The 14,991-nt window shown below is 60.0% G+C and carries 14 protein-coding genes; 10 read left to right on the top strand and 4 right to left on the bottom strand.

Translation table 11 applies throughout. The features are described from left to right. Nucleotides 1–11 precede the first annotated feature (11 nt). Nucleotides 12–1,598: a transporter gene (locus FB555_RS05185; protein ID WP_182484404.1), complete on the bottom strand. Its 1,587-nt coding sequence runs from the start codon at nucleotides 1,596–1,598 to the stop codon at nucleotides 12–14. After that, complete coding sequence (locus FB555_RS05180; RefSeq protein ID WP_182484403.1) at nucleotides 1,580–2,410, bottom strand: ABC transporter ATP-binding protein; 831 nt, start codon at nucleotides 2,408–2,410, stop codon at nucleotides 1,580–1,582. The genes FB555_RS05185 and FB555_RS05180 overlap by 19 nt, the downstream gene beginning before the upstream one ends. 146 nt (nucleotides 2,411–2,556) lie before the next feature. Here FB555_RS05180 and FB555_RS05175 point away from each other — a divergent pair, with 146 nt between their 5' ends. The 10 genes from FB555_RS05175 to FB555_RS05130 all read left to right on the top strand — a co-directional run bounded on the left by FB555_RS05175 (nucleotide 2,557) and on the right by FB555_RS05130 (nucleotide 13,098). Continuing rightward, nucleotides 2,557–3,360, top strand: a complete 804-nt coding sequence (locus tag FB555_RS05175; protein ID WP_182484402.1) for an IclR family transcriptional regulator — start codon at nucleotides 2,557–2,559, stop codon at nucleotides 3,358–3,360. A gap of 160 nt (nucleotides 3,361–3,520) precedes the next feature. Then, nucleotides 3,521–4,768, top strand: a complete 1,248-nt coding sequence (locus FB555_RS05170; protein ID WP_182484401.1) for a cytochrome P450 — start codon at nucleotides 3,521–3,523, stop codon at nucleotides 4,766–4,768. Nucleotides 4,769–4,779: 11 nt separating this feature from the next. Beyond that, on the top strand, nucleotides 4,780–5,850 hold the full coding sequence (locus FB555_RS05165) for a PEP/pyruvate-binding domain-containing protein (RefSeq protein ID WP_182484400.1): 1,071 nt from the start codon (nucleotides 4,780–4,782) through the stop codon (nucleotides 5,848–5,850). A gap of 104 nt (nucleotides 5,851–5,954) precedes the next feature. Then, the gene (locus FB555_RS05160) at nucleotides 5,955–7,778 is read left to right on the top strand and encodes a PEP-utilizing enzyme (protein ID WP_182484399.1); all 1,824 of its coding nucleotides are present in this window, start codon (nucleotides 5,955–5,957) and stop codon (nucleotides 7,776–7,778) included. Between the two features lie 26 nt (nucleotides 7,779–7,804). Next, nucleotides 7,805–8,512: an HD domain-containing protein gene (locus FB555_RS05155; RefSeq protein ID WP_182484398.1), complete on the top strand. Its 708-nt coding sequence runs from the start codon at nucleotides 7,805–7,807 to the stop codon at nucleotides 8,510–8,512. Continuing rightward, complete coding sequence (locus tag FB555_RS05150) at nucleotides 8,513–9,268, top strand: SDR family NAD(P)-dependent oxidoreductase (protein ID WP_182484397.1); 756 nt, start codon at nucleotides 8,513–8,515, stop codon at nucleotides 9,266–9,268. It abuts the gene before it with no gap. Nucleotides 9,269–9,329: 61 nt separating this feature from the next. Continuing rightward, complete coding sequence (locus FB555_RS05145) at nucleotides 9,330–9,653, top strand: 2Fe-2S iron-sulfur cluster-binding protein (RefSeq protein WP_182484396.1); 324 nt, start codon at nucleotides 9,330–9,332, stop codon at nucleotides 9,651–9,653. A 2-nt stretch (nucleotides 9,654–9,655) separates the two neighbouring features. After that, the gene (locus FB555_RS05140; protein ID WP_182484395.1) at nucleotides 9,656–10,909 is read left to right on the top strand and encodes an NAD(P)/FAD-dependent oxidoreductase; all 1,254 of its coding nucleotides are present in this window, start codon (nucleotides 9,656–9,658) and stop codon (nucleotides 10,907–10,909) included. A gap of 9 nt (nucleotides 10,910–10,918) precedes the next feature. Next, the gene (locus FB555_RS05135) at nucleotides 10,919–11,608 is read left to right on the top strand and encodes an HD domain-containing protein (RefSeq protein ID WP_182484394.1); all 690 of its coding nucleotides are present in this window, start codon (nucleotides 10,919–10,921) and stop codon (nucleotides 11,606–11,608) included. Between the two features lie 32 nt (nucleotides 11,609–11,640). Then, nucleotides 11,641–13,098 carry an aldehyde dehydrogenase gene (locus tag FB555_RS05130; RefSeq protein ID WP_182484393.1) on the top strand — a complete coding sequence of 486 codons (1,458 nt, stop codon included), beginning with the start codon at nucleotides 11,641–11,643 and terminating at the stop codon, nucleotides 13,096–13,098. On the opposite strand, the gene FB555_RS05125 is transcribed toward FB555_RS05130, so the two are convergent. After that, nucleotides 13,095–13,385 (bottom strand): DUF2218 domain-containing protein, encoded by a 291-nt coding sequence (locus FB555_RS05125; RefSeq protein ID WP_182484392.1) that lies wholly within the window; start codon nucleotides 13,383–13,385, stop codon nucleotides 13,095–13,097. The two genes, FB555_RS05130 and FB555_RS05125, sit on opposite strands and share 4 nt — an antisense overlap. Before the next feature lie 99 nt (nucleotides 13,386–13,484). After that, on the bottom strand, nucleotides 13,485–14,891 hold the full coding sequence (locus FB555_RS05120; protein ID WP_182484391.1) for an aldehyde dehydrogenase family protein: 1,407 nt from the start codon (nucleotides 14,889–14,891) through the stop codon (nucleotides 13,485–13,487). Nucleotides 14,892–14,991: the final 100 nt, after the last annotated feature.

Raw genomic sequence — 14,991 nt, 5'->3', positions numbered from 1 at the left:
TGACCGGGTAATCACCGTTGGCGCTGAAGACTTTCAAACAGGTCGGCTCCGCGCACGTCGAGGCGCACGCCCCCTCGACGAACACCGAGTCGCAAAAACACGATACCGAGGGCGATACCCACGAGAAGCGCGAGCCACCCCCAAAACAGTTGGCCGGTAATGAGCTGGGTGACGAGGAGGGCGATTTCGGGCAGTACGAGCAGCGACAAAATGCCCCACGTGGCGAACGTCGAGACCATTGCGGAGAAACCCCCGCCCGGCCGCGAAGCGAATGGGTTCTCTCCCGGCGCAGGCACGGGCATGACGATGGTGGCGGAGGTCACGCTCGAGAGCCCGAAGCCACTCAGTAACAGGCCGATCGAGAGCCCCAGAATGGCCGGCAGGAGAGCCCACGTTCCGGCAAACGCGATGGGCACGATCACGCTGAGGAGTGTGATCGGCACCGCGAACACACTAATGGCGACAATACGGCCTCTGCGATCGTCGATCCCGCGAATGCCTGAGGCGAGGTGAGCGGCGAATGCAGTGCTGTCGTAGGACACGTCGCTGAAGATTGCGAGCGAGAGGGTGAGAGCCAGGAACGGGCCGATCGCGATTAAAAAGTTGGTTGAATCGAAGAGGATGCTGTAGAACACCATGAGTGCCGGCGCGATGAGCAGCGAGGTGAGTTGTCGCCCGTAGCGAGGGTCACGCATCCAATAGGTGAGGCAACGGGCGGCGACAGCGCCTGCCGGAGTGCCAGGCATTCGGGCAAAGAGGCCAAGTTTGCCTGCTCTTGCTCCTGCGCCTGTGTGCCGATTAGTCGAGTGTGGGGGAGTAACCAGCACGGCTGCGAGGTTGTGGCGCCACAGCAAAGTCGCCGCGACGAGGGTCGCGACGGCGATGAGAAATTTCGCTCCGGCTGTAATTCCGTTACCAGCCGCGAGTTCGGCGGGCACTGCCCATACGGCGCCAAGCGGAGTCCACGACAAAACCTCGGCATAGCTTGCGAGCGTTGAAAAAGAGGCGGTGCCGAACCCGGTCGTGAGGGTGCCAATAATCGGGCCAGACAGCAACAACAACACGAGGGCGACGAGGCCGATCACTTCGCGGAACCGGCGGCCAGAGAAGAACACCGTGGCGAGGCTGACAACCATCCGCGATCCTACGACGCAGGTCGCCGCGGCGACAACCGCGCAAGCCATCGCGGCGAGGGCGAGAAGCGGATACTGCCACCAGGTCCCGATCGTGGCGAGCGACAGCAGTAACGTCATGATTCCCGGCACCCCGAGCACGCCGCTGACAAACAGTCCAAGCAAAAGCTGATTCAAAGGAATCGGGAACGTGCGAAGCTTATCCGGAGCGAGGGTCACATCGATGCCTGAGGCGAGCAGCGGTATGAGAATCCAGCCGAGCACGAGGATCGATCCACCAAGGACGGTGACCGTGCGGATGAGGTCGACGGGCGCCCGACTCAAGAAAAAGAGTCCGGCACCCCCGGAGGCAAGTAGGCCAAGGCCATAGACGCCACCAAAGATCACGGCGACGAGCTGCCACGGGCTACGCAACAGGGTGTTCTTGAGAACGAGCAGACGAAGTTTTAGGAGATGCGCAACCATTCCGGGCCCTCCGAATGGTGGCGCCCGCCAACCAGTTCTACGAAACGGTCTTCTAAGGACGCGCCTGCGCGCACTTCGTCGATGGTGCCCGCGGCCAGCACTCGTCCGGCCGCTATCACTGCGACGTGATCACACATCCGTTGCACGAGGTCCATGGCGTGGCTGGAAACGATCACCGTACCGCCGCTCTTCACATAGCCGGCGAGGATATCGCGAATGTTTGCCGCTGACACGGGATCAACGGATTCGAAGGGTTCGTCGAGTACAAGTAGCCGCGGGGCGTGCACGAGCGCACAAGCGAGGGCGATTTTCTTGGTCATGCCAGCCGAATAGTCCACCACAAGGGTTCCTGCAGCTACCTCGAGGTCGAGCAGCCGCAGTAGGTCGGCAACGCGCACTGCCACAGTGGGGCGATCCATGCCAGACAGCAGGCCTGAATAGGTGACAAGCTGTTCCCCGGTGAGGCGATCAAAAAGACGCACACCGTCGGCGAGGACGCCTACGAGGCGTTTAGCCTCGAGCGGGTGCTCCCACACGTCGACGCCCTGAATGCGGATCGTACCGGAGTCGGGGCGCATGAGTCCGGTGGACATCGAAAGCGTCGTCGTTTTGCCCGCACCGTTGGGGCCCACGAGGCCGTAAAACGAGCCAACGGGAACGTCGAGGTCAATGCTGTCGACAGCCACGAGGTCACCGAAACGCTTGCTGAGGCCGCGGATGGACAACGCAGGCTGACGTGGCCAAGCCTCATCCGACTTGAGCCCCGTCCAAGACGATTCCGGCTCGATTCCGGTAAAATCTGGAATCGACATTAGCCTCCGAGGGGTCTGTATTACCGTAGTGTGCCCGCCTACAACTGGACTGCGAGCACCATTTCACCCTACTCCCGGGATGCCGGTTCACTCAACCTCTGGGTGGACAGCTGACCGAAAGGGTTCACACGAGTACTGTGTAAATCATGGGTGAGAGCACCAAGATAACGGGGAGCACGGAGGGCGCGAGCGAAGCCGCAGGCGGGCCCAGCGTCACGTCGCGTGCGCTGTCGGTGTTGGCTGCCTTTGAGGATGCCCCCGGGTCGCTTTCTGTTTCACGCATTGCCCAGAAGTCAGGACTTCCCCTTTCTACCGCCTATCGCCTAGTTGGCGAACTAGAAGAATGGGGTGGCCTGCGCAAGGGGTCCGACGGCAAGTATCAGATCGGGTTTCGCATTTGGGAGCTCGGGCAACTTGCAGGTCGCAGGTTGCGCGATCGCGCGCATCCGTTTTTGCAAGATCTCTTTGACTTGACCCGCGAAAACGTGCACCTTGCCATTCGAGAAGGTACGCAATCCCTCTACGTTGACAAGCTCTATGGCTCACGAAAGTTGCCCGTGGTCTCCCGCGTCGGTGGACGCTTGCCTTTGCACGCCACCGCTGTTGGTCGCGTTATGTTGGCCGCCCAACCTGGGTGGTTCATCGATGCGTATCTCGAGGGCGAGCTGGAGAAGCCGACACCGATGACGGTCACGAACCCCGTCATTTTGCGACAACTCTTCGAAGAAATTGGGCAACAGGGATACGCCGTCACGATTGAACAAATGCGTCCCGGCGCCCTCTCGGTGGCTGTTCCGATTGTGTTTAACGAGACGACGGTCGCCTCTGTTGGTTTGGTCTTCGAATCGAATCGGTACCGAGAGGTCAGCCGTTTCTTGCCGATGCTCACCGGAACAGCGCACCGCATCGAGGGCGCCATGGTAGGGCTCTCGGCACGAATGTTGCTCTAGCTCGCCAGAATTGGACCCGACGTTCCCGGGCGCAAGACGTCATTTCCGCAGGCTAAAAAATCGTGACTAAAGTCGTTCTCATTGAATGAGAAAACTATTTTGGCTTCGAACGTAGCGGGATGAAACTAAGAGAACTCGATCTCGTTCAAGGAGGAACTCGATGAGTTCTACAACGCAACAGGCCCCGGCAACCCCCGACTATCACGGCTTTGAGCCCTTCAAGCTCACTGACCCTTTTGGCGCGTACCAGGAGCTTCGAGAAGAAGCCCCCGTCATGTTCGATGACCGGATTGGCTACTTCGTCGTCTCGCGCTACGCAGACATCAAGGAGACGTTCGACAACTGGGAGGCCTTTTCCTCGGCTAACGCTCAGGCGCCCGTCAAGCCACTGTGTGCAGCAGCCAAGAAGGTCATGGATGACGGTGGTTTCACCACTTACTCCGGTCTGTCGGCTCGCGTTCCACCCGAGCACACTCGCATTCGCGCCGTGGCCACGAAGGCCTTCACGCCCCGTCGATACAAGGTCCTCGAGCCTTTTATCCGTGAAAACACGAACATTCTTTTGGATGCCATGATTGCCAAGGGTTCACCAGCCGACATCTTGAGTGATGTCGCTTATGACCTCCCCACCATCACGATTTTCACCCTCATCGGGGTCCCAACCGACATGATCGGCGAAGTCAAAGAATGGGGCGGAAGCCGCGCCACCCTGACGTGGGGTGACCTCACCGATGACGAGCAGATTCCGCACGCTCACAACATGGTCAACTACTGGAACTACTGCGTGAAGCTCGTCACCGACGCCAAGATCACGCCGGGAGACAATCTCGTTACCGACTTGGTGAACCTGCAAGCGGCCGGCGATGAGATCACGGATCACGAGATTGCCTCGTTCCTCTACAGCCTTCTTTTTGCGGGCCACGAGACCACGACCACGCTGATCTCCAACGCGGTTCGGGTTCTGCTGGAAAACCCTGCCTCCTACGCAGCCATCACCGAAGACCCCACGAAGATCAACGGGGCGATTGACGAGATTCTGCGCGTCAGTGGCAGCATTTTTGCGTGGCGCCGCACCGCCGTCGTCGATGCCGAAATCGCTGGCGTTGCCATTCCTCAAGGGTCAAACGTGCTGCTTCTTATGGGCTCGGCCAACCGCGATGCTTCGATCTTTCCCGATCCTGACACCTTCGACATTGCGCGAGAGAATGCCCGCAACCACCTCTCGTTCGGCTTCGGTATCCACTACTGCATCGGAAACATGCTCGGCAAGCTGCAGACCCGCGTTGCCTTGGAAGAAATCACCAAGCGCCTTCCTCAGTTGCAGCTCGCTCCCGGGGCCCCCATCACCTTTGGTGACAATCTTTCTTTCCGCGTCCCGACCGCTGTGCCGGTCCAGTGGAACAACTAGGAGTAATTGATATGACAACATCTCTCTTCACGTTTGCCTTTGACAGCGCTGAAAAACCGGAGCACGATCGCCTCGGCGGCAAGTGCACTTCTCTGGCCATCATGACCAGCGCGGGCGCTCCTGTCCCTCCCGGTTTTGCCGTGACCACGGATGCCTTTAACGCTGTCATGAACCAGACCACGCTGCGCGAGCACATCATTACGATCCTCGATGGTCTCGACATGGATGACGTGGACGAGGTTGATAAGCGGGCCACCCACATCCGGGAATTGATTCTGACGCAGTCGGTACCCGATGACGTTCGGGAGGCCACGGCCGCCGCGTACCAAGCTTTGATGAGCCTGTGCGGGGGAGAAGTTCCCGTAGCCGTTCGCTCCAGCGCAACAGCTGAGGACCTTCCTGACGCCAGCTTCGCCGGTCAGCAGGACACCTACCTTTGGATCACGGGCGAGCACAACGTTCACGAGAAGATTCGTGAGTGCTGGGCCAGCCTGTACACGGCCCGCGCCATCACTTATCGCATGGCCAACAACATCTCCGACGAAGGCCTCTCCATGGCCGTCGCCGTGCAGAAGATGGTTAACTCCCGCACCTCGGGGGTCGCCATGACAATCGATCCCGGCAACGGCGACCGTTCGAAGATTGTCATTGACTCCAGCTGGGGCTTGGGCGAACTCGTGGTTTCCGGCGAGGTCACCCCCGACAACTTCGTGGTCGACAAGATCATGCTGTCGGTCGTCAACCGCATCATCTCCGACAAGCACGAGGAACTGGTTCCCACCACCCACGGCACGGTCGAACGCCGCGAGATCGAAGCCGAGCGCCGCAACTCCTCGAGCCTGAGTGACGACGAAATCATCGCCGTAGCCAAGCTCGCCAAGAGTGCTGAGAAGCACTACGGCTGCGTTCAGGATGTCGAGTGGGCTATCGACGCCGACTTGCCCGATGGGCACAACGTTCTCCTCCTGCAGAGCCGTCCCGAGACGGTCTGGTCGCAGAAGGCCTCGGCCGTCAGTTTCGTTTCCGCAGGTTCTGGCATTGAGGCCATCACGAAATCTTTGATGACTCAGGTCAACCGCTAAATCTCCCCCGCACAACCCGTTCTACAACCTGCACAACAACTTGCACGACAACCTGCAACATTAATCGCACAACAACTCACATCCAACCAATGAAAGGCTCTGCAATGACGCAAAGCGTTGTAAAGAAAAGTTTCCCTTCGCCCTATGACACGACTGCTCCGAAAGGCGCCGAAGGTTGGCAGGATCTCTACCCTTATAACCTGGTCTTCCAGGACAACCTTCGGGAGAAGGAAGATGAGAAGTTCTGGTTCTGCGACAGCCAGCACTGGCCCAACGTCTTCAAGCCCTTCGAGGTGATTGGTGTCGAGTTCGCGAGCCGTTGCCTCGGCGCGTACAACACGCGTCACTACATCATTCCTCCCGCCAACGGCATCGACTTCCGTATCCACAACGGGTACAACTACTTCAGCCCCGTTGCTGTTTCTCCCGAGCTGATCGGTGACCGCGTTCCTCACTTCATGGAGCGCGCCGGTTATTATTTCCAGAACTGGACCACTCTGCTGGAGAACTGGAAGAAGAAAGTTCTCGCCAACATCGAAGAGATGGATGCCATCAACTTTGAGGTTCTGCCCGACATGGTGTCGATGGATGACATCACCGGCGGTGTCGGCATGGACCCCAGCGTCAAGATGTTCGAAGACTATGACCGCCTCATCCAGCTCGCGTACCGCAACTGGGAGCACCACTTCGAGTTCTTGAACCTCGGCTACGTTGCCTACCTTGACTTCTTTGGTTTCTGCAAGGAGGCCTTCCCCGGCATCCCCGACCTCGCCATCGCCAAGATGGTCACCGGCGTTGACTCGGTCCTCTTCCGTCCCGACGACGAGCTCAAGCACCTCGCCGAGTTAGCTGTCAAGCTCGATCTCACGGCAATCTTTGCCGCTAAGACCAGTGCCGCTGGCGTTCTCGGTTCGCTCGCGGGCACGACGGCCGGAGCCCAGTGGATCGCCGCATGGGAGACCGCTCAGGAGCCGTGGTTCAACTACACCTCCGGCAACGGATTCTACGGAACTGACGTTTACTGGCGTGACAGCCTGGACCTGCCTATGGGCTACATCCAGGACTATGTTGTTCGTGCCGCTCGCGGTGAGCAACTGCACCGCCCCAAGGATGCCCTCATCGTGGAGCGTGACCGGATCGTCGGCGAATATTCCGAGATCCTCGAAGGCGAAGCACTGGAAACCTTCCAGGGCAAGCTCGGCTTGGCTCGTGTGGTCTACCCCTACGTTGAAGACCACAACTTCTACATTGAGCACTGGACCATGGGCGTCTTCTGGCGCAAGATCCGTCAGCTCTCCCACCTCTTGCACAACGAGGGCTTCTGGGAAAACGCCGATGACATCTTGTACCTGTCGCGCGACGAGGTTCGCCCGGTTCTCTTCGACTATGCCAACGCCTGGGGTGTCGGCACCGACCCCATTGGTCCCACGTACTGGCCCAAGGAGATTGCCCGTCGTACGGCAATCGTGACGGCACTCGAGACGGCTCGTCCGGCTCCTGCGTTCAACACACCTCCCGAGGTCATCAGTGAGCCCTTCACCCTCATGCTCTGGGGAATCACCACCGAGCAGGTTCAGCAGTGGTTGGGTGTCGATGGCGGAGATGACACGCTTCTCAAGGGAATGGCTGCGTCGGGCGGTGTGGTCGAGGGTCTGGCCCGCGTCATCACGCATGCCAGTCAGTTGAGCGAGTTGCAGCAGGGTGAAATCTTGGTCGCCACCGTCACGGCTCCCAGCTGGGGTCCCGTCTTTGGCAAGATTGTCGCTACGGTCACCGACATCGGTGGAATGATGAGCCATGCGGCCATCGTCTGCCGTGAGTACGGCCTCCCCGCCGTTACCGGAACCGGTAAAGCATCCACCGTTATCAAGACCGGCATGAAGCTGCGTGTTGACGGCACCCAAGGAACCGTGAAGATCCTCGACTAGAGGATTTCTCACCAGGAGAAACCACAATGAGTAACGCATCCCGCTCCCCGCTGAACTATCTTGGCCGCGACGTCACCGACCGTATTCCGGCCCGTGACAAGGTGCCTGGAATGATCACGATGGGGGAGCGGGATGCGCTCATTTGGCAACTCGCCACACCGTACCTGCAAACCCGCGACAACGATGCGCACACCCTCTACTCCTATGGAATCGCTCGGTCGCTTTTGACCCGTATTCCGGGAGCCGACGAGAACATCGTGTTACCGGCCATTATTTTGCATGACACCGGATGGTCGACCATCGATGAGAACGAGGCCTTCCAGGCCATCGCTCCCGACCGCGATGGAAGCCTGCACCATGTGGTCATCAAGCACGAAAAAGAGGGCGCACGCATCGCTCGCGAGGTGCTGACGGAGGCCGGAATCCCCGAGGAAGACATCGTGGAAATCTGCGCCATCATCGACGGTCACGACACCCGCCTCACCTCCATCAGTCTGAATGATTCGTTGGTGAAAGATTCCGACAAGATTTGGCGTGTCTCGCCCCACGGCGTCGACGTGGCTATGCCGCGCTTTGGTCTGGACCGTGAAGAGTCCGTGCGCATCAATGGCTTTCGCGCCTATGAGGACCTGTTCACCGACGAGGGCAAGGCGATGTCGTTGGCCCTGATGTCGATTGAATGCATGAACATGAGTAGCCAGATGGCTCATTGCTACGTACGAGAGGAGATCTAAATGTCACCCAACACTCTTGATGACAAGGTCGTTATTGTCACCGGCGCGGCGGGTGGCCTTGGTCGCGCGTTCGCCCTCGGCTTTGGCCAAGCTGGCGCCAAGGTGGTCGTTGCCGACATTGACTCGGTGGGGGCCCAAGAAACGGTGGCTATTTTGACCAATCATGACATCCCGGCTATTGCCGTCACGGTCAATGTGACAGATCCCACCTCGACTCAGGCTATGGCAAATGCTGCTCTGGTTGAGTTTGGGCGAATTGACGTACTGGTAAACAATGCGGCTATCTATGCCACTCTCAAGCGCACTGCATTCACGGAGATTGACCCCAACGAGTGGGATAGGGTCATGGCCGTCAACGTGAAGGGGGCGTGGCTCTGCTCCGCTGCCGTCTACCCGAAAATGACCGAGGGTGGGCGCGTCATCAACATCGCCTCCGCCACCGTTTTCAGCGGTTCACCGCTGTGGATGCACTACGTTGCCTCCAAAGGCGCCGTCATCGCGATGACGCGGGTGATGGCCCGCGAAATGGGGGCGAAGAATGTCACTGTCAACGTGATTGCTCCCGGATTCACCCTCACCGAAGCGAGCCTCGCCTTGATGGATGACGCGGCTAGCTACGGCGTTGACCGCGGTGCCCTCAAGCGTGCGAGCCAGCCCGAAGACATCGTCGGAACAGCACTTTTCCTCGCGGGTGATGGCGCCGGCTACATGACCGGCCAGACACTCGTCGTCGACGGCGGCAAACAGTTCATCTAGTTCCTCGATCCGAACCCCCGCACGCTTCACTGAGAACGCATTATTCGCAAGGAGACATCGCATGCCTGAAATCACGTATATCTCACCCGATGGCACGACCACGACCCTGGACGCCCGCGTGGGCGACTCCGTCATGGAAACGGCCGTCAAGAACGGTGTCACCGGCATTGTTGCCGAGTGTGGTGGCGCGTGCGCCTGCGCGACGTGCCATGTCTACGTTGACGGTGCCTTCATGGATGCCGTGGGTGAGGCCGGAGACCTCGAAGACGACATGCTCGATGGAACGGCCTCGGAGCGCACGCCCCACAGCCGACTCTCGTGCCAGATCAAGATGCGCGATGACCTCAATGGTTTGACCGTCCGTATCGCACCCAAGCAGGTCTGATTATGAGTCACGAGAGCATCCTCATCGTTGGTGCCGGCCAAGCCGGTATGCAGATTGCCGTAACGCTTCGGGAAGATGGCTACGAGGGGGAGCTCACCATCGTCGGTGAGGAACCCCACGGTCCTTACCAACGTCCACCCCTGTCCAAGGCCTACCTTGCCGGCGACGCCGACGTGGAGTCTCTGGAACTTCGTTCGCCCTCGTTCTACGTCGAGCGTGGCATTGTTGTCATTACCGACGAAAAAGTCGAAGAGATCTCTTTTGAAGGTCCGTCTGCCGACGACCGCGGAGTAGCGGTCACCTCCACCGGTCGCGAACTGCACTTCACCGGTCTGGCCTTGGCCCCCGGTTCGACTCCCCGACGCTTGCCACTCCCCGGCGCCGACTTCGGTGGCGTGTTGTACCTGCGCGACTTGGCCGATGCCGACGAGCTGAAGAGCCGATGGTCCACTGCCCAGAACGTGGTGGTTGTCGGCGGTGGCTTTATCGGTCTTGAGGTTGCTGCCGGTGCCCGCAAGGCCGGCAAGACGGTTACCGTTCTCGAAGCCGCCGATCGCCTCATTGCCCGCGCGGTCTCCACCGAGACCAGCGAGTTCTTCCGTCAGGCGCATGAACGTCGGGGTACCTCGGTTCGCCTTGCTGCCCAGCTCTCGCAGTTTGTGGGCGATGGGGATCAGGTCACCGGTGTTCAGCTGGCGGATGGCGAGGTGATTCCGGCCGACATCGTTCTCGTGGGAATCGGTGTCATCGCCCGCGGCGAACTGGCCGAAAAATTGGGCCTTGAGGTCATCAACGGCGCCATCGTGGTCGATGAATTCGCTCGCACGAGCGACCACCGCGTCGTCGCCTCCGGCGATGCTGTCCTGTTGCCTCATCCTCTCGGCGGGGGCACTCAGGTTCGCCTCGAATCCGTACAGAACGCGGTTGATCAGTCGCGCATCGCGGCCGCCAGCCTGCTCGGAAAATCCGAGCGGTACCGCGCGGTACCGTGGTTCTGGTCTGACCAAGCTGACCTGAAGCTCCAAATCGCGGGGCTCTCAACGGGCTACGACCAGACCGTTGTGCGTGGTAACCCCGATGACGAGAAGTTCTCCGTTCTGTATTTTCGGGAGGGCCGCTTGATTGCCATTGACACGGTCAATGACGCTCCCGACTATATGGCCGTGCGCCGTGCGCTGGGGGATGGCCAGACCATCGATCCCGCTACCGCTGCCGACACATCCGTGAAGCTCAAATCCCTCGTTATCGACGCCTAGGAGAAATCCATGAAGTACGAATACTCCATCGCCGACGTTCCCACTATCGGTAACGGCCAGCTGGCCAAGGGCACCTGGGAAAACCTCGATGCCCTCTGGCGCGCCGCCGAGCCCTATACGCGCGTGCGGGCCAACGACGTTCACCTGCCCCTGTCACTGCATTACGCGGAGTTGTTGCTCGATCAGCACCCCGAGGCCGACCCCCTCGTGACCCGCATTGCCATCCTGTTGCATGACACCGGATGGGCGCGCGTCGACGAGAAAAAGATCATGACCGAGGGGTTTCAGAGTGTGGATTGGCGCGTGAGTGACATTCGCGTGCAGCACGAGATTGAGGGCTGCAACATTGCCCGCGAGCTGCTGCCGACACTCGGCTACGACGATGCGCTGATCACCAAAGTGACGGACATCATCGACGGACATGACACCGATCCGAACCACAACAGCATCGAGGATGCGCTCGTGCGCGATGCCGACCGTCTGTGGCGGTTTGCGCCCACCGGTCTGGCGTTCTCGGCGCTCTGGTTCAACAAGACACCCAACCAGATTCGCCACCAGCTCGAGGACCAGGTCTACCCCGAGCTCATCACGGAGGCCGCTCAGAAGATGGCTCAGGCCGAGCTCGGCTTCAGCATCAAGCTGCTGCAACTCGACGTTCTCTTAACGCCGCATCTTTTTCGTCAGACATCTTTACTTTAAACACCTCGTTCAACCCGCCCGGAGGCAACGTTATGACCGCACTTGAGGCATATCACGACGACATATTTGTTGGCGGCGAATGGATCCGTTCCACTTCGGGTACGTTCATTGATGTCGTCAATCCAGCTACGGAGGAGATCTGGGGTCGCGTTCCCGAGGCGAACGAACGCGACGTAGATGTTGCCGTCCAGGCCGCCCATCGCGCCTTCCGCGGCAACGGCTGGAGCGATATTGGTGCCGCAGGGCGCGCCGCCATCATGCTGCGCTTTGCCGATGAGCTCACCGCCCGTGGCGAGGAGATGGCCCGCTACATCACGACCGAAAACGGAACCCCGATCACGGAGACGTCCTCGGCTGCCTCTCACTCGGCCGGTATCCTGCGGTATTTCGCCAGCTTGGCCGACTACGTTGACCAAGAAGATCACCGCCCGTTCCCCGGCAACTCAGGCAACTACACGATTGTGCGCCGAGAACCCCGCGGTGTGGCCGCGCTGATTGCGCCGTGGAACTTTCCGCTGACCCTCGTGATGGTCAAGCTCGCGCCCGCGCTTATCGCCGGCTGCACGGTCGTCATCAAGCCGGCCTCGGAGACGCCGCTAGACCTTCGCGTTCTCATGGATGCCGCCAACGCTGCCGGGATTCCGCCGGGGGTCATCAACTTGATCACGGGATCGCGCATCGCTGGAGGGCTACTGGTGACGCATCCGTTGGTCGCCAAGGTAGCTTTCACCGGCTCAACCGAAGCTGGCCAGATCATTGCCGAACAGTGTGGACGCCTCTTGCGTCCGGTCACCCTCGAGCTCGGGGGCAAGTCCGCCAGCATCATCTTGCCCGATGCCAACCTCGCCGACTTTGCTGCCATCCTGAACCGCACGTGCTTGCGTAACACTGGCCAAACCTGTTACAACTCGACCCGCATTCTGGCACCGCACTCGATCTATCAGGATGTTGTGGATGCCGTTGCTGCCACGGTGTCGATGACCAACATTGGTGATCCCTTCGATCCGAGTACCGTCTATGGGCCGTCGGCATCCGCTCGCCAGCGAGACACCGTGGAGCGTTATATTCAGATTGGCAAAGACGAGGGCGCCCTCGTTGCTGCCGGGGGTGGCGGTCGCCCCGCGCACCTCGACCGCGGATTCTTCGTGACGCCAACCGTCTTCGCGAACGTAGACAACACCATGCGGATCGCTCAGGAGGAGATCTTCGGCCCCGTGCTCGTCGTCATTCCCTTCGAGGACGAAGAGGATGCCATCCGCATCGCCAACGAATCACGTTTCGGCTTGGGCGGCTCGATCTTCACCGCCAATCCCGACCACGGGGTGGAGGTTGCCGCGCGCATCGAAACCGGATCGGTCGGAATCAACTTCTACGGCTCCAACCTCACGGCGCCGTTTGGTGGCTGGAAGGACAGTGGCATCGGAATGGAATACGGCCCTGAGGGTGTCGCGGCCTACCTTCGATTGAAGTCCATCCACCGCACGGCTTAGCTCCAGTCGACCTTAATGTCGAGCTCACCCGCGAATTTGCGCAGGTGACGTTCTAGGACATCCTTGATGCGTTCCAGGGAGGCGTCATCGACACCCTCGGCGACGAGGTCAAGGGTTGATGCTTGGGGTGTGATGGAGCCGAGGCCACCCGCAATGTGAGCGATCCATCCGTTATCCACCGTATCAACGGTCACCTTGTGCCCAATGTGTGACGCCAGTTGCTTGCCATAGCGAGCGGGGCGATCGATCGTGACGTTCGCGGTTTGACGAAACGATTGCTGAGTCATGGCCTGAACCTCCGTAGGGGAACCGTTTCGGTTCTGAAGGCTAGCTTGCCGCATGAGGGCCGAGAGAAGGAAATCCCCGCTGCCGGCCCCGTTCGCGAACTAGCTGTTGATGACCTGAGGGATGCCGAGGGCTTTGAGGCCTTCGACGCCGAACTCCAGCCCGTAACCAGACTGCTTGGCACCACCGAAAGGAACCATGGGATTCACGCCACCGTGGGAGTTGATCCACACCGTTCCCGCTTCAATGCGTGCAGCGACTTCGAGCGCCTTCGAGCGGTCCGCCGACCACACTGAGGCACCGAGGCCAACGTCGACACCATTCGCCATGGCGATCGCATCTTCGATGTTGCTGTACCGAATGATGGGCAGAGCGGGGCCAAATTGTTCCTCTTGAACGAGAGGGTTGTCGTTCGGCACATCAGCGACCAACGTGGTGGGGTAGAAGTAGCCGGGCTGGCTGGTGTCGGGGTTTCCGCCGAGAACAACACGGCCGCCCCCCTTGCGAGCCGATTCCACGAGGCGGGCGACGACGTCATACTGCTGCTTGTTCTGCAAGGGGCCGAGAACGTTATCTTCGTTCGTTCCCTCGCCCATCGGCATGGCGCCGGCGATTGCGGTCAGCTCGGCAACGACCTCGTCGAACACGGAATCGTGAACGTAGAGACGCTTGAGGCACGCGCAAGTCTGGCCCGTGTTAATGAAGGCACCCCAGAACAGTCCCTCGGCGATGGCTTTGGGGTCAACATCGGGAAGCACGATGCCGGCATCATTCCCGCCGAGTTCGAGGGTGAGGCGTTTGACGGTATCCGCAGAGTTGCGGATGATTGCCTTGCCCGTGGCGGTCGACCCCGTAAACATAACCTTGCCAATGGACGGATGTGACGACAGCGCAGCCCCGATTTCGCGGTCACCGGAGATAACCGTGACCAGCCCTGCGGGGAGGACGGTGTTCATGACGGCGACCAGCGCGAGAACGCTCAGGGGCGTGTATTCCGAAGGCTTTGCAACAACAGCGTTGCCCATGCGAATCGAGGGAGCAATCTGCCACATGGCAATCATCATGGGCCAGTTCCAGGGACTGATGGCACCAACGACCCCAATCGGGCGGTAGGTCATCTCGGAACGACCGTTCTCATCTTCGACGAGCAGCTCTGTTTCGAGCGGCGTCGAGGCGGCGACCCGAAGCCAGGCGCTGGCACCTCCGACCTCAAAGCGAGCATTGGGACCATTGAGTGGCTTTCCCTGTTCGCGGCTGAGCAGCTGAGCGAGGGCTTCGGCGTTGGCATCGATCGCGTCGGCGACCTTCAGCATGACCTCGCTGCGGGCAACGTGGCCCAGTGCAGCCCAGCCCTGTTGGGCTTCCTGGGCAGCCGAAACGGCCTTCTCCAGATCATCGACGGTGTGCACGGGGGCAAGCCCGACAACGGCGCCGGTTGCGGGGTTGAGAATTTCGCGTGATTTGCCCGTGGGCGCAATCGCGGCAAGCAAGCTCTCTAGGGTGTCCATTGGTTCTCCTCATTGAGTTAACGCGTTGTAAAAAAATATCCCAACACGCCTGCTGCCGTGCCGAACGTGCGCGCACGGGGCTTGCATCGTGGCGCATAGT

The sequence above is a fragment of the Alpinimonas psychrophila genome (assembly GCF_014137865.1).
GTDB classification, from domain to species: Bacteria; Actinomycetota; Actinomycetes; order Actinomycetales; family Microbacteriaceae; genus Alpinimonas; species Alpinimonas psychrophila.
The sequence above is the reverse complement of the archived record's forward strand: the minus strand, read 5'-3'. Positions and strand labels throughout refer to the sequence as shown.